The sequence below is a fragment of the Lactobacillus sp. ESL0700 genome (genome assembly GCF_029392095.1).
GTDB lineage: Bacteria > Bacillota > Bacilli > Lactobacillales > Lactobacillaceae > Lactobacillus.
Window position 1 is genome coordinate 795,614 of sequence record NZ_CP113930.1, and the last position, 23,779, is coordinate 819,392.

The window sequence follows — 23,779 nt, forward strand, 5'->3', positions numbered from 1 at the left end:
TTTTGCATAGACAAGAATGGGCTTTTATAATATATTAAATAAAAAGGTATAAAGAAATGTTAAAGGTGACGAGATGGTTAATATTTCTGGGAAATGGTATGTTGCGCCAATAGAAATAAATGGCACGATGTTATTGCCAATATTTTTGTTTGTATTTATTTTCATTGCTATTAGACAATTTAAAAACAAGCAATTTAAGTTAGTAAAAATATTATTGATTGGCTCATTGCTGATTTATTTATGGATGTTAATTGACGTTACAATTTTTCCAATCCCTTTATTTTTAAATGGCTCATTGCCTATTGAAAAGTATGGCAAGCAGCTTTTCATTAACCTCAGGTTCGATGTGTTGGGAACATATCTGCCTTTACAATTAATAGGGAACATTATATTACTAGCACCATTATCTTTCTTTGTGGCTATGCTTAATGATAAATATGCCAAACTTTGGAACAATCTTGGATTAATGTTTTTAAGCTCGTTATTAATTGAGAGTACACAATTAACTCTAAGTTTTTTCTATCTTGGAAATAGAATTTTTGATGTTAATGACCTGTTATTGAACACGTTGGGCTCTATGCTTGGCTTTGTCTTCTTTAAATTTTGCAACAAAATATTCAAACCTATATTTTGAAAAATAACTATAAACATTAAAAAAAGTGCCCCCTAATTGTTGACTTGACGTCTAACAATTATGGAGCACTTTTAAATTTGGTTAAAATAAATTTAGCCTAGCCATTAGCAACAGTGAAGCGTTCCTGATGGTGCTTCGGGGTTAAAATTTCTTGAACCAAAGCCGTAGCCATTGTTCCGGCAGTGGTAACTGATTCACCTTGCTCGTTATACAGCAGCTCGTCCTTGCCAGTAAGAATTTTAGCGGCTTTTTCTCCAGGGACGAATAGATTAGCTGGCGAGATACCGAACCAATTAACATTATCGACATTTTGCAGGAATTGGTACTCAAAGTATTGGTTCTTTGGAGTGTTGCGCCAAGGTTTAGTTGACTCATCCTGTTCAATATCTTGTAAAACGCGATGATGGTCAGCACCGGTTATTAAGCTGCCGGCACCAAGAATAAAGGCCAATCGCGGACTGGTGGTTTCTCTGAATAAACGAATTAAATGAGCAGCTAAGTCAGTGTGGCGATATGCTTGTGCTGGAGCCGTTGAAAAGGCATCAACGATCACATCACAGTCACCGAAATCATCTTTGGTTAGCGTGAAGGCATCTTGAGCGACAGTTTGAATACTGGGCACCTCAGCCTTTAACTTGGCCAGCTTGTCGGTTGAACGACCATTGGCAATAATTTCGAGATTGTTTTTAGCTGCTTCTTTGACAAAAGCGGAGCCTGCCATACCAGTTGCTCCAATTACAAATACTTTCATAATTTTCCTCCATACTTACTTAAAACTTCATCTAATGAAGTTTGTAATGCCATCTTTAACACCTGTAATTGCTCGGAATTTGGTTGTGCTTCTAAGCTATACATCACCTCAGGATTAACCCACCAGACAGGTCCAGGCCTGGGCGTGTCCCCAGTGTGTCTTGGAAACAGGTGCCAGTGAACATGCGAATCGCCGTTGCCCAGCAATTCACAGTTCATCTTATCTGCCTTAAAGGCATTTGCGACAGCTTCACTGACCAAGCTCATTTCATGCAAAAATAAATCCTGATATTCTCGCGGTAAAAAATGCAGTTCCGTGACGTGCTTTTTACATAAAAACAAAGTATAACCCTTAAAGTACTGCGAGTCACCTAAGACCACATATCCCGTTGACAGTTCCTTGACGAAATAGGGGTTCTGGTGCTGGTTGATGAGCTCAATTCGCCGACAAATTTCACACTGATTATTTGTCATTAAAATCCGCTCCCTACTGTTAAAAATTAATGACCTTTATGTTTTTCTAGTTTCTTCTTTTGCCGTAATTTAAACTTCTCTTGAGCAACTCGGGCTTTTTGCTGCTGATTGGCTGTTTTTTTAGATAGTTTAAATTGCTCCAGCTGTCTTTGTAAAGCAATTTGCGCTTTAGTGCCGAGACCGTCATTCTTAATTGCCTTTTTGGCTAAGCGTTGCCGTCTTTTAGGATTAATTCTTTTGGTATTAATCTCTAATTCAGGACTATCTTGCCGAAAAAACTTGATTTCATGCCAGTGATTAATAATCAGCGAATAAATTAGGGTAGTCTTGGGCTCAGAAGTCCCCATATTGACTTTGGCAACTTCATAACTTGTGCCGACACGCCGCTCAAAGATAGCTTGATAAAATGGCGCTTCAAAGATGATGGTTAAAGAACTATAAACAATTGACATAATGTCATCCTCCTTAAAATTTAAGAAAGATGGACAACCAAGGAGGCAGGTTACTGATGATCGCGTGCGATCACGTCCGGACTACCAGCCGAACTGTGTTTTTACTTTCTGATATTAATATAGCATAAACTGCTCTAGAGAAGCGCAAAAACCTTGCACTAACACCATTTTTTGCTTAGAATAATTTCTTGCAGTATAAACTTGGAGGGAAAGGATTAGGATGGAAGAAATTAAAATGAATGAACAATTAACTTCGATAAATTTGGACAGCAGTGCACTGACTAATGCACAATTAAGAATTGATAAATTAGGCTTGTCACTGGCTGAATATTTGAATTTGGTTTTGACTAATGTGCCTACTAGTCGCACGCAGCTCAAGCATATTCTGGCTGAAGTCGGCACTCAACCAGCCGATCGTTCACTGGCAATGTGGCTTAATCGCGTTGATGCAGACTAAAGAATTAACTCGCTAATTAAATTTAGCGAGTATTTTTTTACCCAAAAAGCGTTAATGTTTACAAATGTAAATTTAGGATATATACTAACTATAGTTTACAAATGTAGACATTGAAATGAATTCAACGAGGTAAAGAACATGACTAAGATTATTATTTTTCTAATTGGTATTGTTTTAATAGGTTTTATTGCATGGTGGTTCTTTGGCCAGCATCAAGTGCAGGCGGAACAGGCTGTAGTTAATGATGATCAACAAAATGTGGACATCGAAGTCAAGGGAGGTTACTCGCCTGAACGTGTTGTCCTTAAAAAAGGTGTGCCTGCAACTTTAAAGTTTAAGCGCACGGATGCATCAACTTGTCTTGACCATGTTATTTTTTCTGACTTGGGCATTGACCAAAAGTTGCCTCAAGGTCAGGTTAAGGAAGTAAAGATTGATACAACTAAGCCTGGCGTTTATGATTGGGCATGCAGTATGAATATGTTCCACGGTCAAGTGATTGTTAAGTAGGAGCTACTAAATGAAAATTACAATGCGCTTTTGGACAGCACTAGTTTTATCGCTGCCAATGCTAGCAGAAATGGTGCTCCATCCATTTACTGGCTGGATGCTCCCTGGCGGAGAATGGACCATATTAATTTTGACAACTCTTGTGATGTTAATTTCAGCAGGACCATTCATTAGCAGTGCATGGGCATCATTTAAAAAGCACCACGCCAACATGGACACGCTCGTTGCATTAGGGACACTAACTGCTTATATTTACAGCATTTATGCCATGTTCAAGCACTTGCCGGTTTTCTTTGAAAGTGCAGCGTTTGTAATTACTTTTGTACTGCTCGGGCAGGTTTTAGAAGCAAAAATGCGCAGCAATGCGTCAGATGCCATTGGCAAGTTGGCTAATCTGCAGGCAAAGGATGCACTGGTTAAACGTGCTGGCAAGTTTGTCAGTGTGCCAATCGCAGAAGTGGTGGCAGGCGATTTGATCCAAGTTAAGCCAGGGCAAAAGGTGCCGGTTGATGGTGTGGTTGTTTCTGGTATTTCAAGTGTTGATGAGTCAATGGTCACCGGCGAAAGTATGCCAGCAGGTAAGAAGCCCGGCGATCAAGTTGTTGGCGCGACGATTAACCAGAATGGTACTTTTGAATTTAAAGCACAAAAGGTTGGCCGTGACACGATGTTGGCGCAAATTGTGGCCATTGTAAAAAAGGCCCAAAATAGTCACGCACCAATCCAAAATTTAACTGATCGTGTTGCCGATATTTTTGTTCCCACGGTTTTAATCATTGCAATTGCTACCTTTTTAGTCTGGTTTCTTTTACTTGGTAAAAGTGCAGGAACGGCCTTGGTTTTTGCGGTGTCAGTATTAGTCATTGCTTGTCCGTGTGCGCTTGGCTTAGCCACGCCGACGGCCTTAATGGTTGGCACAGGTTTAGGTGCCAAAAAGGGTATTTTAATTAAAAATGGTGAAGTGCTGGAAGCCGCAAATAACTTGAATACAATTGTCTTTGATAAGACGGGAACAATTACCGCAGGTCATCCTCAAGTAACTGATGTTGTTGGTGATAAGCATGTTTTAGCAGTTGCGGCTAGCTTGGAAAAGTTATCGGAACACCCGCTAGCTTCAGCGGTTTTGCAGGCTGCTAAAAAATCACAGGTTCATTTGCGGGCCGTCAGCAACTTTCGGGCAATTGAAGGTCAGGGTGTAACTGGCACGATTGATGGCAAAGAAGCATTTGCTGGTAGCCCGGCAAGTAGGGCTGCTGGCACAATCTCGGATGAATTAACAAAGCAGATTGCGACGTTTGAGCAAGAAGCAAAAACAGTTGTAGTCGTTGGTTTAGCTGGCAAAATTATTGGGCTAGTTGCTATTCAAGATGTACCTAAGAAAAATAGCAGCAAGGCAATTGCACAACTGAAAGCAGCAGGATTAAAGACCGTCATGTTGACGGGGGATAATGCGCAAGTGGCTCATGCAATCGCCCAGCAGGTAGGAATTGATGAAGTAATTGCCGGTGTTTTACCAACAGGTAAAGCCGCCGCAATTCAAAAATTGCAACAAACTGACAAGGTTGCCTTTGTTGGTGACGGGATTAATGATGCCCCCGCGTTAACCCAGGCTGACGTTGGGATTGCAATGGGCTCCGGCACAGACGTCGCAATTGATGCTGGTGGCATTGTTTTAGTGAAAAACGACCTGATGGATGTTGTTCGCGCATTAAGATTAAGCCGCAAGACTTTTAACCGCATTAAACTCAATTTGTTTTGGGCATTTATTTATAATGTACTGGGAATTCCAATTGCGGCGGGATTGTTTGCTGGCATTGGCTTAGTACTTAGCCCTGAGTTAGCGGGATTGGCGATGGCCTTTAGCTCATTGTCCGTAGTCATTAGTTCGGTCTTATTAGGAAAAGCAAAAATTTAGTTATGTGAAAAAGGAACGTTAATGTTGAAAATTAACGTTCCTTTTTAGATATATTTTTAATTACCAGATATGAACTCGCTTATCAGGGTCTAGCCACATACCATCGGTTGGCTTGACGTCAAATGCCTTGTAGAAGTCATCTTGACATTGAGCCTGGAGATTAGCACGCAAAGGTTCTGGGCCATGAACATCAAATGATAGAATTGCCTTAATTGTTTCCGGTGTTGCTTTAATCATCCAAATACGAGCATGATTTTCAAATAATTCTTGCAAATCATCGCCTTCGTTTTTGGCAGCTTCAACTGCAGCAGTCAATCCACCTTGATCGGCAATATTTTCTGAGACCATTTGCTTACCATTAAGCTTAACTGGGCCGTATTGAATCCCATCAAATAAGTCAATTTCTGCTTGTGTACGCTTTTGAAATTCTGCATAATCTTCCTTGGTCCACCAGTTATTCATATTACCATGCTCATCAAATTGGGCACCATTATTATCAAATGCATGAGAAATTTCATGAGCAATAACAGAACCAATACCGCCAAAGTTAGCAGCACGACTCTGGTTAATATCGTAGAATGGTTTTTGCAAAATTGCAGCTGGGAAAGTCAAATCATTAATTTGACCATTATAGCAAGCATTAACCATATCGCCTGGCATTTCCCAGACAGTTGGATCAACAGCTTGTTGTAACTTAGCAAAATTATATTTAGCTTTAGCAATTCTAAACGAACGCCGATTAGCATATAAACTGCCGCCTTGATCTGCTGGGACAACCTGTAGTTGATCGTAAATCGCTTCAATCTTATCTGGATAGCCAATTTTCAGCTTTAATGCCCGCAGCTTCGCTATTGCTTTTTCCTTAGTTGATGCAGATAGCCAATCGTTGTTTTGCAAACGATGTTCATACACCGCTAACATTCGGTGAATCATGTCCTCAACATCTTTTTTGGCATCAACGCCAAAATAATTTTGACCGTAATAAACACCGACTACTTCAGAGAAGTCTCTATCAGCAATGTGAAAGGCCTGTTTCTCTCCAGTAGCCAATTCTGGTATACCTGTCTTTGCCTGAGTAAATGGGAAACTTGCTTCACGAAATTCTTGTGACAAGTTTTCAGCGTTATCATTAATAAAGTTGACAATCATCCAAGCTTTAATTTCAGCAAACGTGTCTTCATTGATTAACTCGTTAACATGGTCTAAAAATCTTGGCTCTTTGTTAATGATCCGTTCAGGCTTTTTATCTAAAATTGCATCAAGATAAGTGTTCATCTTGAAGTTCTTAAACTTAGCTTCAAAGTCTTCTGTATTTAACGGATTATACCATTTCACTTCGTCAGCCCACTCTTCACCAGACTTAACGATACCTGCTAGCTTCTTATCAAAGTTGACGGCTTTGCGTGCATAATCAGCTGCCTTGCTTGAGTCAACACCAGCTAATTCCAGCAATTTTACTGATTGCTTTTCCCAAACTGCAAGTAATTTTGCAGCATCCGGACTCTTATAAGTTGACGCATCTGGCAGCACAACCTGTGGGCCTGAGAAATACAGCACGTAAACTTCTGTATTTTTCATATCAACTTCAACTTCTAAAGAAAATGGCATTGTTGCAAATTTGCTCAAGCTTGCTGCTTTAGCATTCAAGTCATCCAAGTCTTTAACTTCTTCAAGTACTTGCAAGTCAGCCATAATCGGAGCTGCGCCGTCTTGATTACGCTTAGTAAAATCATTAGCTAGTTTATATAATTCTACTGCCTTAGACATATTAGGTACATCAGGTAATGGCTTTTTCCCACTAGCAAAATCTGCAAAGTCATGCATTAAGTTCTTTTCTAATGCTTCCGCAATCATAATAAAAGACCCATAACGTGAACGATCTGCCGGAATTTTTGCTGTTTGCAGCCATTCTGAATTCACTGCTAAATATAAATTGTCTTGTGGTCTTGTACCAACTTTAGGTTCTAGTACGCTACCGCTACCGCCGCGTACTTTAGAAATGTTTTTCATATTGAAGCCTCACTTCATTATTTATAAATTAAATTTCCAATAATGCAATCATATCATTTTAATTTATATCTTAAAAGCATAATTTTACTGCATTTAAAGAAACAAATAAACTAGTCCTAAGCTAAAGTTTCATATTAATTCTTGGTCTATTTTTTTAAACATTTTTGCTTAAATTTCTTCTATAAACTATATGCTATAATTATTAAATATAAATAAAAATATTTAAGATATTAAAATTAATAATTAATTTTAAGAGCAATAAAAACAATACTTTGTATTTACTCAATCTATATATCCTAGTTAAAAATTTTAAAGATCAAAAATGAAAAAATATAAGAACATCTATTATTTAATAAACATTTTATACAATAGTGGGGTTACGATTTGGAGTGGCACCATCTATTTGTTCATGCATCAGGTTGGCTATTCATATGGCCAAATTAATTTATATTTGGCACTCTTTTGGATAATAACTTTTGTTTCAGAAATCCCATCAGGTTATACGGCAGATCATTTTGGCTATTTGCATACAATTCAATTTAGTGCAATTATCAGAGCAATTGGTTTAATTATACTGACTGTGCCGTTTTCAAATATTACAGTCCTTGTTGCCAGTGGGATTTTAACAGCCTTAGGTGATTCTCTACAATCTGGGACGATGACATCGTGGATTGCGAATAAGGCTAAAAAGGAAAATAAAGCAGCTGAACTAGGCGATATCTATTCAAATTATCGAATATTAGCAACGCCAATAAGTATGATAGTTGGCTTTATAGGTGCCAATTGGTTAGGCAACGTTAATTTAGCATATCCATTAGTTGCTGGTTCTTTGCTTTTGATAATGACAGCCTTGATACTAACTTTCCTACTTAAATATGATAATAAAAATATTGCTGGAACTAGTGCAGACCTGAAAAGACTCAATTTGATAAAAGATGTTAAAAGTGTAGTAAAGAATGAAACGGACACATTTAAACTGATTTTGCTATTTTTGCCAATAGATTTTATTACTTATAGTCCCTATACTCAGTGGCAGCTATATTTTCAACGTGGGCACAAAATCAATACTGGCTTTATACTGGTGGCAATTAATCTAGTTGGCATTTTGGCTTCTGTTGTTTATAAAAAACTAAATAAAAGAAAGGTCAGTCAATTTACAATAATTATCTTTGTGGCTTTTTTGGCAGCGATAATGATTATCCTGTCAATTTCATTAACTAACTTTTATTATGTTTCAATTCTGTTTTTCCTGTTGCATATTGCATTTTATGATATTAGGTTAATTGCTCAAGATACTATTTTGCAATTAAAAATTAGCACAGAGACAAGCAGGGCAACTATTATTTCGGTTAATAATGCACTAGAAGCTGCGGTTTATGTGGTTATTTTAGCCATCAATGGTTATATTTCTGATCATTTTAATATCGGAGTTGCATGGGGCGTGCTGGCTATCATTGGGACAGGTCTATTTTTAATAGCATTAATTATCTATCATAAGAGTTGCAGACAAAACTATAACAATTTAAAGTAATAGAATATTTCCATTTGTTGTTGACTTAATTTAAAAAATATCTTATAATTCTCTCATTGAGAGTTGGAGGTAATTCTGATGATTAGTAGAAATTGTCTAAAATTACATTTGAATACTCGTAGCTACTTTAGCTTCTTTAGATAGCGTTTGGATTCATCTAGTTGGATTCAAGCGAAACGCAAGTTTGAATCTATCTATGATGGCTAAAGCAGTTTGTTTGCAATTAGTCACATGATTTCTAAGTGGCTAATTGCAACATTAAATTTAAAATGATTTTTTTAAATACCCACTTAGGAATTAAGTGGGTATTTTTTTATTGAAATATATCGAAACATTACGGAGGAAAAATAATGCATATTAAAAAAATAATTACGGGACTCAGTTTGGCAAGTTTATTACTTTTAGGTGGCTGCACTAGTAATAAAACTGGTAAAAGCGAAGCGGTTAAACACGTTGGCGTTTTACAAGTTGTTCAACACCCATCACTTGATGAAGCATACAAGGGTTTTAAAGAAGGCCTAAAAGACGGCGGTTACGTTGAAGGCAAAAATCTAAAAATTGATTACCAAAATGCACAAAATAGTCAAGATAATTTAAAGAGTATGAGTGACAAATTGGTTAATGAAAAATCTGATCTCGTATTAGGAATTGCCACGCCAGCTGCCCAAAGCTTAGCTAATACAACGCAAGATATTCCGATTGTTGTTACGGCTGTAACCGATCTAAAAGCTGCTAAGCTGGTCAATTCAAATAATAAACCGGGCAAAAATGTCACGGGAACCACTGATATGGTTTCAATTGATAGGCAAATCAAATTATTACTGTCAATTGTTCCTAAAGCAAAGACCATCGGTATTATGTACAATGCCGGTGAAGCCAATTCAAAAATCCAAGCCGATTTAGCAATAGCCGCATTAAAGAAGGCTGGGGTTAAGGTCGTAGTTAAAACAGCAAATACAACTAACGATGTGCAACAAGTAACAGAAACTTTAGCTGACAAAGTTCAGGGGATATATGTTCCAACTGATAATACTTTTGCTTCTGCCGCTTCACTGATTGGTAAGGTCGTGAAGGAAAAGAAAATTCCGTTAGTAGCTGGTGCAACTGAGCAGGTTAAAAATGGTGGACTTGCTTCAATCGGAATCGATTATGAATCTCTAGGAAGACAAACAGGTAAAATGGCAGCTAAGATTTTATCGGGCAAGGCAAAACCTCAAGATATGCCTGTTGAAAAAGCTACTAATTTAAAATTAGTGGTTAATAAGAAGATGGCTAAGGCTTTAGGAATTGATCCAAAATCGATTAAGGCACCTAAATAATTTAGAAAGGCAAGTGAATAAGCAAATATGATGAATACTTTTTGGGATTTATTTCTTTCGGCAACCTCGCAAGGACTGCTTTGGTCCTTGATGGCAATTGGAGTTTACCTGACCTTCAGGATTCTCGACTTAGCAGATATGACTGCTGAGGGCAGTTTTCCTTTAGGTGGTGCAATTACCACAATGTGTTTAATTAACGGCGTTAATCCAATTTTGGCAACTCTTGCTGCTTTTGGTGGTGGCATGATTGCTGGTCTAGTCACGGGTATTTTAAATACCAAGTTAAAGATTCCGGCACTATTAGCAGGGATTGTCACGATGACTGGCCTATACTCGATAACTTCGCGAGTAATGCTAAACGCTGCTAATGTTTCGCTTCTAGGCAAGGCAACTATCTTCACTATGGCACAAAACCTGGGTCTGTCTCACAACAACGCCGTCATTGTTACGGGGCTAATTATTTCGTTATTGGTAATTGGACTGCTAGTTATATTTTTCAGAACTGAAATCGGCTTAGCAATGCGGGCAACTGGCGACAATCCTGAAATGAGTGCTGCTAACGGTATTAAGACACAAAATATGAAAATCTGGGGTTACATGATTTCTAATGGCTGCATTGCTCTTTCAGGTGCACTATTAGCTCAAAACAATGGCTTTGCTGACCTTAATTCTGGAGTCGGTACACTTGTTGTTGGACTAGCTTCAATCATTATTGCTGAAGTATTAATTCGTAATTTAGCAATTGGTGGGCGAATGCTGACATTGGTCATTGGTGCAATTGTTTATCGTTTAATTTTAGCCTTGGTTTTCCAAATGAACGTTGAACCTTCAGATGCTAAACTCGCTTCAGCTTTAGTATTAATTGTTTGTTTGGCTCTACCTAATTTTAAATTATCGCGCAAAAATAAAGGGGAGAATAAAAATGTCTCAAGTACTGAAAATTAAAAATTTACACCAAACCTTTGAACGAGGAACTGTCAACGAAAATCGTGTATTACGTGGAATTAACCTTGAATTAGAAGCCGGCGATTTTGTAACAATTATCGGCAGTAATGGTGCAGGCAAATCTACGTTGCTTAATAGCATTGCGGGAACTTTACCCATTCAAGAAGGCCAGATCATTTTAAATGGAACCGACATTAGTAAATTACCCGTTACTAAACGTGCCAAAAACATCAGTCGCGTCTTTCAGGATCCCAAGATGGGAACAGCTGTCAGATTAACGGTTGAAGAAAATCTGGCTTTAGCAATGAAGCGCGGGCAACATCGCGGCTTTCGTGCAGGTGTTAAAAGACAGGATCGGCAGTTTTTTAAGCAGCAACTTTCCCAACTTGATTTAAATTTAGAAAACCGCTTAGATGCCGAAATTGGTTTACTGTCTGGTGGTCAAAGACAAGCAATTACGTTATTAATGGCAACGTTGCAACGACCAGATTTAATTTTACTTGATGAGCATACGGCAGCACTTGATCCGCGAACCTCAATTACGGTAATGCAATTAACTGAAAAATTAATCAGTGAGCAAAAGCTAACGGCATTCATGGTTACGCATAATATGGAAGATGCCATTCGTTATGGTAATCGGCTTATCATGCTTCATCAGGGTCGCGTGGCATTAAATCTTGCCGGAGAAGAAAAGAAAAAGATGACGGTGCCCAAACTGATGGAACTATTCCAAAAGCACGTTGGTTCAGAATTAAAAGATGATGCAATCTTGCTTGCTTAATTAGTTGTCAATAAAAGTATTCATAAAATTTGCTTAATTAAAAAAAAGGTCTTTGCTAATTGCTGCGCAACACAGCTTTTAGTCAAAGACCTTTTTTAATTATTGGATTTGCCTAGTTTCAGGCATTATTATAATTCTTTAAAACTATTATAAAAAATGACTTTCTTTAAACCAAGAAATGAATTCCTTAAAATAAGGCAAAGTGAAGGTTACAAAACCTCTTTGAGCCGTATCAATTAACTGATCATCTTTAAGTCGCGCTCTATATACAGACAAGTAATTTTTACTCTTATTTAGCTTTTTTTGTATCCAATTGATAGGAACACTATTATTAGAATATTCTGCCATTGCATTAAGAAAATCTCGATCTGTACTAGAAATTTCAGTATATAGTTGTTCGTATGAATTATGGTAGAGATCGTTTTGCGTACGCTTTATTGTTTGTTTAATAACTTTATTATCAATAATGTTTTGGTTACTTTCACTTAGTCGCCATGCATAATAACCAACTGTTTGAAAGGCATAAGGATAACCGCCAGCTGCTTCAGCCAGCCTATCAATATCCATTGGCGCAATTTCTTTATTACCAGCTTTGAACGCTTCTTCATAACTATTAATAACTGTTTCTCTATCGAGCTTTTCTAAGTAAATTCGATTGCTACGATATAAAAAAGTTAGCACTTTGTCTTTTTGTAAATCTGAAACTCTACTTGGTAAGCCAGTCATAATTAATGCTAGGTTTAGCTCCTCACCAATCAGTATCTGATAAAGTAGAGCAAAAGCCCGAACATCATTACTTATTTCAATTTCATCAATTCCTATTAAAACAAAAATCTTTTGTTTTTTAAGCTTCAAGAGCATTTCTTCTAAGATTCCCTTATAATCCAAAGTTTGCTCGTTTTGCTCACTTCTTATGGTAAATCCGATGCCTGCAAAATTTAATTGAGCAGAGAAGCCTTTAAGCACTTGTTCCCAATCGATTTTTCCAATTTTTTGTAAACCTCTAATTAGCTGATTGAGAAGGTTACCTTGGCTTAATGAAAGCTGAACAAAATACCAGCCATCTATCTTTTTAAGTTGATTTCTGACATTAATTAGAAAAACAGTTTTTCCAGCTCCACGAACGCCATAGACAAGAGAAGTTTGGTATTTTCCATCCATATTTTGTAGAGCGGATAAATAATCATTTAAGGTTTCATCTTGATCTAAAACCATTGGCGGCTTTCTACCAAAACCAGGTAGAAAAGGATTCTTGATAATTTTTTCTGGCATAAAAATCAATCCTTATTTGTTTTATACTTTTTTTATACTTTGCATTTTTATTTTATACTTTTTTTATACTTTTAGCACATATTTAAATGGCATACTGTTTTTAATTGAACTTACTTGGCAATTTTTTTGAAAAGCGTTTCTGAGTTTTATCAAAAGAATAACCGATTTTAGCATAAAATTGATGCGCGCCAGTTCGATTAGTACTCGAATTTAAGCGAATTGCTGTAATCTGCTTTTCTTTGGCATATTCTTCAACTGCAGTCATTAGTGCGGTGCCGATACCGCGGTGTTGTGCAGCACTGCTTACCGCTAGCGCCATAATATTGAGCATGGGGTCAAAGTAAGTTTCTTGATAAAGTTCCGCGTGAACATAACCTGTGATTTTACCTGTGTGAGCATCTTCTGCAACTAAAATTAAATGGTGAGGATCAGCGAGCAAGTGTTGCATGCTGGTCTGCGTCTTAATTAGCGGATAGTCATATCCGAGTTGCTCGTAATTTATTTTTTGAATGGCTGAACTGTCTGTTATTTTTGCATGTCGAATCATTGTTAGTACCGGTGTCCTTTAGTTTGCCGAATTTGTTTAAGCTGAATAAGATAGGCGATTAAACCGATAAATAGCCAAATAATAATTGTGAAATAGCTTGCTGCGAGGTTACCTTGTCCAGTTTTAATTAAGTTAACTGGCCCGTAAAAGGGAAATAGCACAGCGATTTTCGCTAGCCAAGCTGGATAAGCTGTAATGATTACCAAAATGCCGGAGACAAGTTCAATTAATGAACTAAACAGATTTTGGGCAAAATATGGGTCATTCATCTGCCACGAAATTGTCCAAGCCGTAAAGCCTAAAATAATGCCATCAATGCAAAGCAATGGTAATAGTGTTAAGGCGCGAGTGATAATCGTTAGCGGTGCGCCAAAGCAGAAGGCCAGAAAGAGGTTAATTATTGCTAGTAAATAGCCAACAATCAAGGCTACGATTGCTTTACTGAGCCAATAGCGCGGGCTAAAGGGACGCTGAGTAATCATTTCAAAATCGATGCACAAGTTTGCATCTTTAACTAGTAACTCATTCATTGTTTGCAAGGATAGTCGTGCGGCATCAATTGCAATTGATGCAATGCCCACACTCCAGTTAAATGTCCCCGTGTATTGCGTTGTAATTAAGACTAGCAATAGGAGGTCGATTAGCGGCGTTAAGAAAAAGTAAACTAGTTTTGTGCGCCAGTTATTTAAGAAAGATAGTGAAGAAAATTGGGTAGCAATCATTAGATAATCTTCAGAGCTCCTTTCTTTCTAGCCAAAAAGTTGACTCTTCTGACAATAACATTAATCAAAAGCAGCCATAGACCTAGACTAACGCTGTACGCTAACCAGTTAAAAGTGACTTGTCGAGTCAATGTCGCAATTGGTGCGGTAATTGGAATTAGCCATTGTGAAAAATTAGTAATGGGTTCTAGGATTTTGCTATCGCCAAATAAGCCAGCTAGTAGAACAATTGGTGTTCCGATTAATGTTTCGTAGACCATTGCATCGGCTGTTAGTGTTAAAAACGAAGCAATTAGCATTCCCATGATGGCCGCACCAAGCCATAATAGAAAAATAATCAAGATTAGTTGTAAATTAACGCTGCCGGTAGCAACGCCAAGTATTTTGGCTAACAAAAAGCTGAGTGGAAAGGCACACAGACCATAGGCAGAAGCGGGCAATAGGAGTGTGATTAGGGATGCACGCTCATCGTATTGATTATTCAATAAATAAGGTAGTGTTCCCTTATATTTTTCAAAACTGATGCAGCCAGCGACTGTTGTACAGGATGACCACATCCCAAAAATGCCGCTTTGCAGCCACAACATGGAATTATCCAAGTTGTGATTGGCGTAGGCAATGGTGTACTGCATTAAAAAAATCGCGGTAGTACTGGTAATTGTCAACCAAACAAAGTATTGGTCAGACAGATAATCTTTAACGTGAAAGAGGAATAAACGAATAAAACGCATGTTACTTCCTCCTTAACTGTGGTGCTAAGGCTAAGTAGGATTCTTCTAGCGTTGCTGGTCTGTCAATGTGACTGACTTTTGACAAGTTAACAATATCGTTAACACTGCCAGTGGCAAAGACTTTACCACCGCCAAGTAAAACAATGTGGTCAGCCAAGGTCTCAACCTCGCTCATTGTATGACTAGTTAGTAAAATACTGATTCCGCTATTTGCCAAATATTTAATTGTGTCACGAATGCTCTTAGCAATTTCAACATCAAGCCCACTTGTCGGTTCATCAAGTAAGAGTAAATTAGGTTGACCTAAAAGTGCTCGAGCGATATGCAATCTTTGGGTCATCCCTTTTGAAAATGTGCCGGCCTTTTTGTCAGCCACATTCGCTAAGTCTACAATTTCTAAAACGCGTTTAATTTCATCTTTTTGCTGGCGATAGGGGATTTTGGCTAAGTCGGCAAAGAAAGCCAGGTTTTGTCTAGCAGTTGCGTTGCGATAAAAGCCCAATTCGCCACCAAAAGAAACGCCCATTCGTGGTCGTCTTTTTGCAGTAGTAATTTCTTGGCCATTAACAAATACCTGCCCAGAAGTAGGAATTAAATAGCCGCCAATAATTGATACGGTGGTGGTTTTGCCAGCACCATTAGGTCCTAAGAGCGAAACAATTTCGCCTTTAGCAATTGTAAAAGAAACGTCAACAAGTGCGTCAAATGACTGTTGTCCGTTTTGATAAATCTTTTTTAAGTGTTTAACTGATAATATATTTTCCAAAAATTATTCTCCGTCAATTAAGTTGTAATTTGATCAATCACTAAAAAGGAAGGTGTGATTATCGATCGGATGATTACAGGTTAATTTGAAGAACAAATTGATGTAACATTAAGTCTATGAGAAAAATTATAACATAGTTTTATTTTTGTGCTAGATATTTTTAATAAATAAGGAGGAGAAGATGACATCATTTAAGTATTTGCAGCACGTAACGATTGGTAAAGTTAAAACAAATCAGCCAATTAAATTAGTTGATTATGATTCTACTTGGCCGCAGAAATTTGCACAGGAAGAAAAAATAATTAAACAAGCCCTTGGCAAGACAGCTTTAAAAATTGAGCACGTTGGCTCAACTTCGATTACTGGACTTGCTGCTAAACCAATTATTGATATTTTATTGATTATTTCAGATCCTGCGGATGAAGCAGCTTATTTACCTCAATTAGAGCAGGTTGGTTTATTTTTACGGATTCGCGAGCCGGAACAAGAAGAGCACAGGATGTTAATTGACCAAGACGAGCAGTTTCACGTGCATGTATATGGACCAGATAGCAAAGAAGCACATGATTTACTGGCTTTTCGCGATTGGCTGCGCAGTAATCCCGCTGATCGATTGAAGTATCAGCAAACTAAACAAGAGTTGGCCCAAAAAACTTGGACGACTGTTCAAGAATATGCCGATGCCAAGGGTCCCGTAATAGCAGAGATTAAGCGGCACATTGACCAAAATTCATAAAAAAAGAAGGATTTCTTATTTCAGAAATCCTTCTTTTGATTTAATCAACAGACTTTAGAGCTGCCAACATGTCAAGATTTTTTAATTTATGATTAACAATAAAGCCGAGTGCAATCGTAATTACACCGACAACGCCTAACGGCCAAAGGAAACTATCGGTAGACAAAGCAGGGTTAAACATTACATTGGCTGGCGGCACAACATAGAGAATGTATTGGTAAAGCAAGTCACCTGTCAAGTAGCCGACCAAAATTCCGATACAAGTCAGCAATATTGTCTCGCGATAAATGTACATTGTCACTTCATTATCATAAAAGCCAAGCACTTTAATAGTTGAAAGTTCACGGATCCGTTCGGCGATATTGATATTAGTTAAATTATACAAAATTACGATTGCGAGCAATCCCGCTACAATTATCAAGACAAGCATAATCATATTCAGCGATTGAACAACGACATCAAGTTCCTGACTGATTGCGGTGTTTTGAACGACACCGCTCACACCGTTTAATTTCATAAACTTGGCGGCCATGGTGCGGGTATTTTGGCGTGAGCCGTTTTTGAGAATGACAAGGTTGGCATTAGGCTTAAACTGTCTGCCAAAGATACTTTGATAAACCGCTGGCGTCATTAATGCAAAGTGTCCCATGTACATTTCTGTAATTGCAGCGACTTTCATTGTGCGCTGGTGATTATCTTGGTCGGTTAAGGTAATGCGCTCGCCAGCTTTGACTCCTAATAAGCTAGCTAGTCGCTCTGAAATCACAATCCCTTGATTAGTCAATGAAATTGGCCGTTTAGTTTGGCGCTGGTCTAAATGCAGATACTGGTGAAATTGTTTCTTATCTTGCGGCACAATCATTGTAATATCCTGTGTGTCGCCGTTTTTGCCAGCAATTTTAGTCAAGGATTGATAATAGATTGGCATTTCTTGTTTGACACTGTCGGCTTTGAGTTGGCGATTTAACGTTGTCTTTTCACTAGCAGAAATCGGCGATTGTTGGGCAACAATCAAATTGTAGTGAATTAGGTCGTTAAATTGGCGATCATTCATGTTACTGATTGAGTTTTTAACAGCAAAACCAGCAAAGAGTAGCGTGGCAGAGCCACAAACACCAAAGATGGTCATGAGCATGCGCTTTTTATACCGAAAAATGTTGCGTGCGGTGACTTTATGGGTGAAATTAAGATGCTGCCAAATAAATGGGATTTTTTCTAATAAAATTTTGGAGCCAGCAGCAGGTGGCTTAGGCAACAAGAGTGCTGCTGGCTTTTCCTTAAATTCATTTCTAGCAGTTAAGTATGCTGGCAGAACCGAGCTGACCCAAGCAAGAAGGAGCGCGATTAGACTGATTTGCCAGTGAAAATGTTCTTCAATTGGCGGCAAGGTTAGCGACTGGTAATAAGCATGGTAAACAATTTGTGGCATTAATGTATGTCCCAAATAGACACCAGCAATCGTCCCGAGCGTTCCCGCAAGAAAACCGTACAGAATGAATTTGTTAATAATGACGTAATCGTCATAGCCGAGAGCCTTCATGGTACCAGAGTTGATTCGTTCCTCATCAATGAACCGGTTCATCGTTGTGAAGGTGACTAGTGCAGCAACAAAATACAGGAAAATAGGGAAGACTTTGGCAAGGTCCTCGACCACTTGTGCCACCGTGCTGTACACAAGATCGCCTTCGCCGCCCGGTATTTCGCGGCGGTTATAAACGTGATAGGTGGGTGCTGGCAATTTAGCGAGCAATTTTTGCGACTGCTTAATTTGACTCTCGCCAGTTGCCAATTTGATTTTTGCTTGGGCAGCAGCGTGAGTTAATTGTTGCTCTTTTTTCTGTAATAGTTGCGCTTTAGCAGTTAATTCCTGTTTGGCCGCAGCTAGTTGTGCTTGTTGAGCGGGCGTAAAATTGTTAATTTGGCTAGCTTGAGCTGTAAGTTGTGCTTGCTGCAGCTGTAGTTCATTTTTAGCAGTAATTAAATTTTGTCTTTCAGTTTGAATTTTAATCTTAGCAGTCGTGATTTTAGCAGTTTGCGCCCTTAATTTTTGCTGAGCTGCGGCAACAATTCTTCGCTTGCGTTTAGGAGCTTCAGTCTTTAATGTGTGTTCAAGCGTGCGCTTGTGGTCGTTAAGGCGAGTGGCATAAAGCTTACCATAAGAGTCAATTCCGCGCAGGTTGTGATAAGTTAAATTAGCTGTTGTATAGATACTCTGGTCAAAATCAGCGGGCAGAACAACGGCGTATCCCTTTAACTCACCCGTGCCGCTATTGCTTTGACCAAGATTGACATTAGATAATATTTGGCTGGAGCGAACAAACCCAACAATCTTAAATTGGTGTCGCCGCAACATTTTTGTACCTAAGAGACTCTTTTTTTCGGTAAAAGCAATTGTCTGACCTAGTTTGTACCGTTTTTGAAAGTGAGCGGCAATGGCAATTTCGTTCTTAGCTCGTGGCAAACGACCAGAGCGCAGTTCGTAGCGACCAATCTTTTGCGGCTTTGAAAAAAGGCGCCAGCTTTCGTGGCTATTTTTTAACACAGCGTCTGTCATGTAGCCGAATTCGACAGTTTGGCTGCCAGCAGCGTGCCGGATTTTCTTAGTATCTTGTTTGTCTAAGCCATAATTGCTGATAACTGTTAGGTCCGGTGTCTTTAGCGTTTGGGCATAATGATTTCCTGTGTCGCGCATATCCGGCCCTGTGACCATCAAGCCCACGAGGGCGAAAGCGCCAATCATCATTAAGCCAAAAATCGATAAAAATTGTCCTTTAGTATGCTTAATTGACTGCCAAAAATCTTGCCAAACCACTTTATTCATCGTGATGCGCCTTCTTTACCATTTAACATTGGCGATTGCTTCAGGGTGGGGATTTTGTTCAATTTGTGTAACTTGGCCATCATGAAAATGAATTACACGGTCAGCGATTGGCGCAATGGTGCTGTTGTGCGTAACAATAATCACGGTTGCGCCTTTTTCCCGGCTCATATTAGCGATAATTTGTAAGACGCTCTTCCCAGTTTCATAATCTAGGGCACCAGTTGGCTCGTCGCAGAGCAAAATCTTGGGGTTCTTAGCAATTGCGCGGGCAATTGCGACGCGTTGCTGTTCACCACCAGATAGTTCGGCGGGAAAGTTATTGATGCGCTTTTGCAAGCCAACATCAATCAATGTTTGCACTGGATCTAATGCGTCCTTAACGATTTCTGAAGCAAGTTCCACATTTTCTTTAGCTGTCAAATTTTGAATTAGATTATAAAATTGAAAAACAAAACCAATATCATTTCTGCGGTAAGTGGTTAATTGCCGTTTGTTATACTTGGCGATATTTTGGCCATCAATGATGACGTCACCGCTAGTGTTGGTGTCCATCCCACCCAAAATATTAAGAATGGTGGACTTGCCGGCACCAGATGCCCCCAGAATAATCGCCAGTTCACCTTGCTCAACAGAAAAACTAACATCATTATTGGCCAATACTTCCGTGTCACCAGTTTGATATTTTTTAAAATTATGTCTTACCTCAATGTAGCTCATGTAAATTCACTCCCTGAAAGAACAAAATTTATTTTAAATATTCTTCTAAAACCTGCAGTACACCCATGTCATTATTGCTTGGAGCTTCGTACTTGGCAATTTTCTTTAGCTTGGGATTGCCGTTTTTCATTGCGTAACCAAAGCCGGCGAGTTCAATCATCTCTTTGTCATTCATGCCATCACCAAAGGCAATTAGTTCCTCTGGTTTAACGTTGAAATAACGCAGAAAATATTTGATGCCTTGTCCCTTGTTGACGCGATTAGGCATGACGTCAATGTTATCGAAGCCACTTGTTGTGCAGTGGATTCGCTCGCTGCTGTTTTGGTTAAACCTTGCTTCAAGTTCACTGGCTAAGTTTGCATCGCAGTTAAGGGTGAGTTTAGTCAGATTGTCGCTAGTTGGCAAGTCAGTTAAGTCTGCGACTTCAATGACATTTGGATAGAAAAAATGCATTGAACTTTTGAATTTTGCGGAAGCTTGTTTACTAAGATATGAACGCTCAAGTCCGCTAGCAGTAATTTCGGTTGCTGGGTAATTTTTTTGGATAAAACTGATTAATTTAATCCCCGCTTGATAAGTAAAAACGTGCCGTAAAATAATATTGTTGTCCTGCGTTAAAATGGAGCCATTGTCAGCGACAATATCAATCCGGTCTAAAAAGCCATAAAAGTCTTTTTGCAGGCGAGATAACGGTCGCCCGCTGGAAGCAATGAAGTGGATATGATGCTTGCGCAATTCGGTTAGAATTTTATCAAAACGTTGGTGGTCAAATGTCTTTTCGTCATTTACAAAGGTGCCGTCCATGTCAACGGCAACGGCCTTAAAAGGAATCTCTTTCATGTTCTTCTCCTTAATTATGTCTTAAAGTTATTATATAGTAGTTGCGATAATATTTTAATTGATATTGACCATTCTTTTGCAAATAAAAACAGCCCCACATTCAGTGTGAGGTTGTTTTTAAAATATTTAATTAATCTTGCGCATTATTTGGCTTTTTTCTACCAACTAGCCAGCAAAGTAAAACTGCTAAGATGGCTTCAATCACAATAATGATAATGTTTAAGCCTAATTTCAATTGACCCAAATTCATCATGCCAATATTGTGACCGCCAAGGTAGAGGTCAAGAATGATTGAGCCGATAATCAGGACAAACATTGTAATCCATTGATTGCGGCTGAAGGCAATGCCATATTCTTCTTCGCGACGTCTAATACTTGGCAAAATCACGCCAAGACCGATTAAGACGACAATTGCGACAATATTAATGATTAATTCATACCACCAATAACTGCTGAATTGTTTAACGTCTAGCGGGGCAATTCCTAAAACAGTTGCGACAGCCGTAACTATTAATAGGAAGAATCCTGCGAGATAAGCCAATTTATCGTTTTTGATAAAGACATAGTCAGACGAAAACTTCTTGGAGTTTTTTCTAATTCGCATGAAGGAATAGAAAATCCAGCAGGTAACACCTGGTGAGATGATACCGTTAAGGTTTAATAACCAGTTAAAAATGTCATTCATGTCAGGTAAGAAAATACCAAGTAACATGATAAAAGCTGACAGGGCAACAGTTAAGATATAACCGTTGATTGGCAAACCATTTTTGTTCTTTTTGCGTAAGAACTTCGGCATGTACTTGTCACCGGTATCAGAAATTAACATTCTGGTCATAGCATCTAGTAAGACGGCTAAAAGAGCAGCGTTATAAAAGACGGATGTCCAAGACCACAGGTAGAGTAGACCTTTACCAAGGCCATATTGTCTACCAACCATGTCGAAGACGTAGTATTCACCGTTCATCTTCAAGTCATTTGGAATATGATTGGCATTGAAATAAATACCAAGAGCAAATGAACCAAAGACAGTTAAGAAGATGGTCATGATTGCTAGGGCAATCATTGCTTTAGGAAAGTCGGATTTCGGCTTCTTCATTTTAGTAACGTATGGCGCAACTAATTCACAACCGTTGAGGGCATAGATTAACATGGCAATGGTAGTCCAGTAATGCATGTCAAACTTAGGAATAAGTGAGTGCCAAGTGAAGTTGGTAGTTGCCATGTGACCGCCGGATTTGCTTAGCCCAACAAAGGCTAAAAAGACAAACATGAAGGTCATAATCAGCATCATGCCACCGCCAATTGTTGATAATACTTCCATTGATCTTGAGAAGTAGTGTTCAACAATAATGAAGATAATGAACATGGCAAAAGTCATCAAAGCAAAGTTCTTGTTTGAAATTTGGTCCTGAAACTTGCCGGAGCCAGTAACGGCCCAGCCAATATCGACGATAATTGTGTTAGCCGAATCAACTGCATAAGGAATTGAGGCTGCCCAGTATGTCCAAGCGGTAAAGTAGCCTAAAAATTCGCCATCTGTTCCGCGGACCCATGATGATAGCCCGCCACCTTCCTTATTAAAGACTGATCCTAACTGACCAACCATTAAAGAATATGGAATCACGTAAAAAATACACATGATAATCCATGAAGTGACAACAGGCATTCCCTGATTTTGGAAGTTGTACATGATATCGTCTAAGCCGATAACAGTACAAAAAGCCATCAGAGTTAATACCGGCCACGAAATATATTTCTTGTTTGAACCTATTTCATCCACTGAGATTATCTCCTTTAAAAATAATTAACGTGTTCTATTTTACCATTATTACAGTGTCTGACTAGACCCAAAATAAAGATATTTAGTTAGAATAATCTTAAAATAATTTAATTTGAGAATAATTTTGGCAAAAAGTTAGCTGAAATTGCTGCTAGTATTGAATTTTGTGCTGCTGTGAGTTAAGATTATTATCGTTAATAACTACAAATAAAGAAAGAAGGATTCTTATGTCAGGACATTCAAAATGGCACAATATTCAAGGCCGCAAGAATGCGCAAGACGCTAAGAGAGGTAAAATTTTCCAAAAACTATCTCGTGAGATATATATGGCTGCAAAGAATGGTGGTCCTGACCCCTCAGGGAATCCTAACTTGCGGATGGTAATGGATAAAGCTCGTGCTAACAACATGCCTAAGACTAACATTGACCGCGCACTTAAGAAGGCTGAAGGAAATTCAGACGAGCATTACGATGAGATTACTTATGAAGGCTATGCACCAGGTGGTGTTGCTGTCTTTGTTGAAGCTTTGACTGATAACAAGAACCGGACAGCTTCTTCAGTTCGTGTTGCTTTTACGCGTAATGGTGGTTCACTTGGTGCTACTGGTTCAGTTGCTTACATGTTTGACCGTAAGGGTTACATTGCAATCGACCGGACAACAACTGATGCCGATGAAGACCAAATGTTACTTGACGTAATGGATGCCGGTGGCGATGACTTGCAAACAAGCGATGAAGTTTACGAGATTTACACTGATCCTAAGCAATTGGCACAAGTTCGTGATGCTTTAGAAAAGGCTGGCTACAAGCTTGCCAACGCTGAGTTAACGATGATTCCTGAGAACACTACACCAGTACCAGAAGACAAGAAGGAACAATTTGCTAACCTTGTTGACGCCTTAGAAGACGATGATGATGTGCAAAATGTTTACACTGCCGCTGCTGATGAAGACTAGGGTTAACATAAAATAACGATAAATCACTCAATTTTTTGAGTGATTTTTTATTTACAAAAAATTTTTCACCTCTTTTGCGTATGTACTTGTAGAGTGCAGGCAAAGGAGGTTT

23 protein-coding genes are annotated in these 23,779 nt (G+C 38.6%); 10 read left to right on the forward strand and 13 right to left on the reverse strand.

From position 1 onward, the window contains the following. The first annotated feature begins 73 nt into the window (after positions 1 to 73). A complete protein-coding gene (locus tag OZX63_RS03815; protein ID WP_277144757.1) occupies positions 74 to 634 on the forward strand; it encodes a VanZ family protein in 561 nt (186 codons plus the stop codon). A gap of 97 nt (positions 635 to 731) precedes the next feature. Here OZX63_RS03815 and OZX63_RS03820 read toward each other — a convergent pair whose 3' ends face one another. Genes OZX63_RS03820 through OZX63_RS03830 form a run of 3 tightly spaced genes read right to left on the reverse strand, consistent with a single transcriptional unit; the run spans position 732 to position 2,310 of the window. Then, the gene (locus OZX63_RS03820) at positions 732 to 1,385 is read right to left on the reverse strand and encodes an NAD(P)H-binding protein (RefSeq protein ID WP_277144759.1); all 654 of its coding nucleotides are present in this window, start codon (positions 1,383 to 1,385) and stop codon (positions 732 to 734) included. Next, positions 1,382 to 1,858, reverse strand: a complete 477-nt coding sequence (locus OZX63_RS03825; RefSeq protein ID WP_277144760.1) for an HIT family protein — start codon at positions 1,856 to 1,858, stop codon at positions 1,382 to 1,384. The genes OZX63_RS03820 and OZX63_RS03825 overlap by 4 nt, the downstream gene beginning before the upstream one ends. Before the next feature lie 26 nt (positions 1,859 to 1,884). Continuing rightward, positions 1,885 to 2,310 carry a YjdF family protein gene (locus tag OZX63_RS03830; RefSeq protein ID WP_277144762.1) on the reverse strand — a complete coding sequence of 142 codons (426 nt, stop codon included), beginning with the start codon at positions 2,308 to 2,310 and terminating at the stop codon, positions 1,885 to 1,887. A gap of 220 nt (positions 2,311 to 2,530) precedes the next feature. Here OZX63_RS03830 and OZX63_RS03835 point away from each other — a divergent pair, with 220 nt between their 5' ends. The 3 genes from OZX63_RS03835 (at position 2,531) to OZX63_RS03845 (ending at position 5,192) form a co-directional block, all read left to right on the forward strand. Beyond that, a complete protein-coding gene (locus OZX63_RS03835; protein WP_277144764.1) occupies positions 2,531 to 2,767 on the forward strand; it encodes a hypothetical protein in 237 nt (78 codons plus the stop codon). A gap of 138 nt (positions 2,768 to 2,905) precedes the next feature. Then, complete coding sequence (locus OZX63_RS03840) at positions 2,906 to 3,277, forward strand: cupredoxin domain-containing protein (protein ID WP_277144766.1); 372 nt, start codon at positions 2,906 to 2,908, stop codon at positions 3,275 to 3,277. Between the two features lie 10 nt (positions 3,278 to 3,287). Continuing rightward, positions 3,288 to 5,192, forward strand: coding sequence for a copper-translocating P-type ATPase (locus tag OZX63_RS03845; protein WP_277144768.1), 1,905 nt, complete (start codon positions 3,288 to 3,290; stop codon positions 5,190 to 5,192). 60 nt (positions 5,193 to 5,252) lie between these two features. On the opposite strand, the gene OZX63_RS03850 is transcribed toward OZX63_RS03845, so the two are convergent. Next, entirely contained in the window at positions 5,253 to 7,202 is a 1,950-nt protein-coding gene (locus OZX63_RS03850; protein ID WP_277144770.1) for a M13 family metallopeptidase, read from the reverse strand. A gap of 322 nt (positions 7,203 to 7,524) precedes the next feature. Here OZX63_RS03850 and OZX63_RS03855 point away from each other — a divergent pair, with 322 nt between their 5' ends. The 4 genes from OZX63_RS03855 to OZX63_RS03870 all read left to right on the forward strand — a co-directional run bounded on the left by OZX63_RS03855 (position 7,525) and on the right by OZX63_RS03870 (position 11,778). Further along, on the forward strand, positions 7,525 to 8,733 hold the full coding sequence (locus tag OZX63_RS03855) for an MFS transporter (RefSeq protein ID WP_277144772.1): 1,209 nt from the start codon (positions 7,525 to 7,527) through the stop codon (positions 8,731 to 8,733). Positions 8,734 to 9,083: 350 nt separating this feature from the next. Next, a complete protein-coding gene (locus tag OZX63_RS03860) occupies positions 9,084 to 10,052 on the forward strand; it encodes an ABC transporter substrate-binding protein (RefSeq protein WP_277144774.1) in 969 nt (322 codons plus the stop codon). A gap of 27 nt (positions 10,053 to 10,079) precedes the next feature. Beyond that, entirely contained in the window at positions 10,080 to 10,997 is a 918-nt protein-coding gene (locus OZX63_RS03865; protein WP_277144775.1) for an ABC transporter permease, read from the forward strand. Further along, entirely contained in the window at positions 10,975 to 11,778 is an 804-nt protein-coding gene (locus tag OZX63_RS03870; RefSeq protein ID WP_277144777.1) for an ABC transporter ATP-binding protein, read from the forward strand. Before OZX63_RS03865 ends, OZX63_RS03870 begins: the two co-directional genes overlap by 23 nt. Positions 11,779 to 11,925: 147 nt before the next feature. Here OZX63_RS03870 and OZX63_RS03875 read toward each other — a convergent pair whose 3' ends face one another. From OZX63_RS03875 to OZX63_RS03895, 5 genes are all read right to left on the reverse strand, one after another. Then, entirely contained in the window at positions 11,926 to 13,050 is a 1,125-nt protein-coding gene (locus tag OZX63_RS03875) for a hypothetical protein (protein WP_277144779.1), read from the reverse strand. A gap of 100 nt (positions 13,051 to 13,150) precedes the next feature. Then, positions 13,151 to 13,597, reverse strand: a complete 447-nt coding sequence (locus OZX63_RS03880) for a GNAT family N-acetyltransferase (protein ID WP_277144781.1) — start codon at positions 13,595 to 13,597, stop codon at positions 13,151 to 13,153. Between the two features lie 2 nt (positions 13,598 to 13,599). Further along, on the reverse strand, positions 13,600 to 14,319 hold the full coding sequence (locus tag OZX63_RS03885; protein ID WP_277144783.1) for an antibiotic transporter permease: 720 nt from the start codon (positions 14,317 to 14,319) through the stop codon (positions 13,600 to 13,602). Beyond that, entirely contained in the window at positions 14,319 to 15,050 is a 732-nt protein-coding gene (locus OZX63_RS03890) for an ABC transporter permease (RefSeq protein WP_277144785.1), read from the reverse strand. Before OZX63_RS03890 ends, OZX63_RS03885 begins: the two co-directional genes overlap by 1 nt. 1 nt (position 15,051) lies before the next feature. Next, the gene (locus tag OZX63_RS03895) at positions 15,052 to 15,816 is read right to left on the reverse strand and encodes an ABC transporter ATP-binding protein (protein ID WP_277144787.1); all 765 of its coding nucleotides are present in this window, start codon (positions 15,814 to 15,816) and stop codon (positions 15,052 to 15,054) included. A 181-nt stretch (positions 15,817 to 15,997) separates the two neighbouring features. On the opposite strand from OZX63_RS03895, the gene OZX63_RS03900 reads away from it, so the two are divergent. Then, the gene (locus tag OZX63_RS03900; protein ID WP_277144789.1) at positions 15,998 to 16,552 is read left to right on the forward strand and encodes a GrpB family protein; all 555 of its coding nucleotides are present in this window, start codon (positions 15,998 to 16,000) and stop codon (positions 16,550 to 16,552) included. A gap of 40 nt (positions 16,553 to 16,592) precedes the next feature. Here the strand turns inward: OZX63_RS03900 and OZX63_RS03905 are convergent, their stop codons facing one another. From OZX63_RS03905 to OZX63_RS03920, 4 genes are all read right to left on the reverse strand, one after another. Next, a complete protein-coding gene (locus OZX63_RS03905; RefSeq protein WP_277144790.1) occupies positions 16,593 to 19,373 on the reverse strand; it encodes an ABC transporter permease in 2,781 nt (926 codons plus the stop codon). Positions 19,374 to 19,388: 15 nt separating this feature from the next. Beyond that, positions 19,389 to 20,090: an ABC transporter ATP-binding protein gene (locus OZX63_RS03910; protein WP_277144792.1), complete on the reverse strand. Its 702-nt coding sequence runs from the start codon at positions 20,088 to 20,090 to the stop codon at positions 19,389 to 19,391. A 28-nt stretch (positions 20,091 to 20,118) separates the two neighbouring features. Continuing rightward, positions 20,119 to 20,931, reverse strand: a complete 813-nt coding sequence (locus OZX63_RS03915; protein ID WP_277144794.1) for a Cof-type HAD-IIB family hydrolase — start codon at positions 20,929 to 20,931, stop codon at positions 20,119 to 20,121. A 130-nt stretch (positions 20,932 to 21,061) separates the two neighbouring features. Beyond that, on the reverse strand, positions 21,062 to 22,711 hold the full coding sequence (locus OZX63_RS03920; RefSeq protein ID WP_277144796.1) for an amino acid permease: 1,650 nt from the start codon (positions 22,709 to 22,711) through the stop codon (positions 21,062 to 21,064). Positions 22,712 to 22,938: 227 nt separating this feature from the next. Here OZX63_RS03920 and OZX63_RS03925 point away from each other — a divergent pair, with 227 nt between their 5' ends. Beyond that, positions 22,939 to 23,667: a YebC/PmpR family DNA-binding transcriptional regulator gene (locus tag OZX63_RS03925; protein ID WP_277134054.1), complete on the forward strand. Its 729-nt coding sequence runs from the start codon at positions 22,939 to 22,941 to the stop codon at positions 23,665 to 23,667. The last annotated feature ends 112 nt before the right edge of the window (positions 23,668 to 23,779 follow it).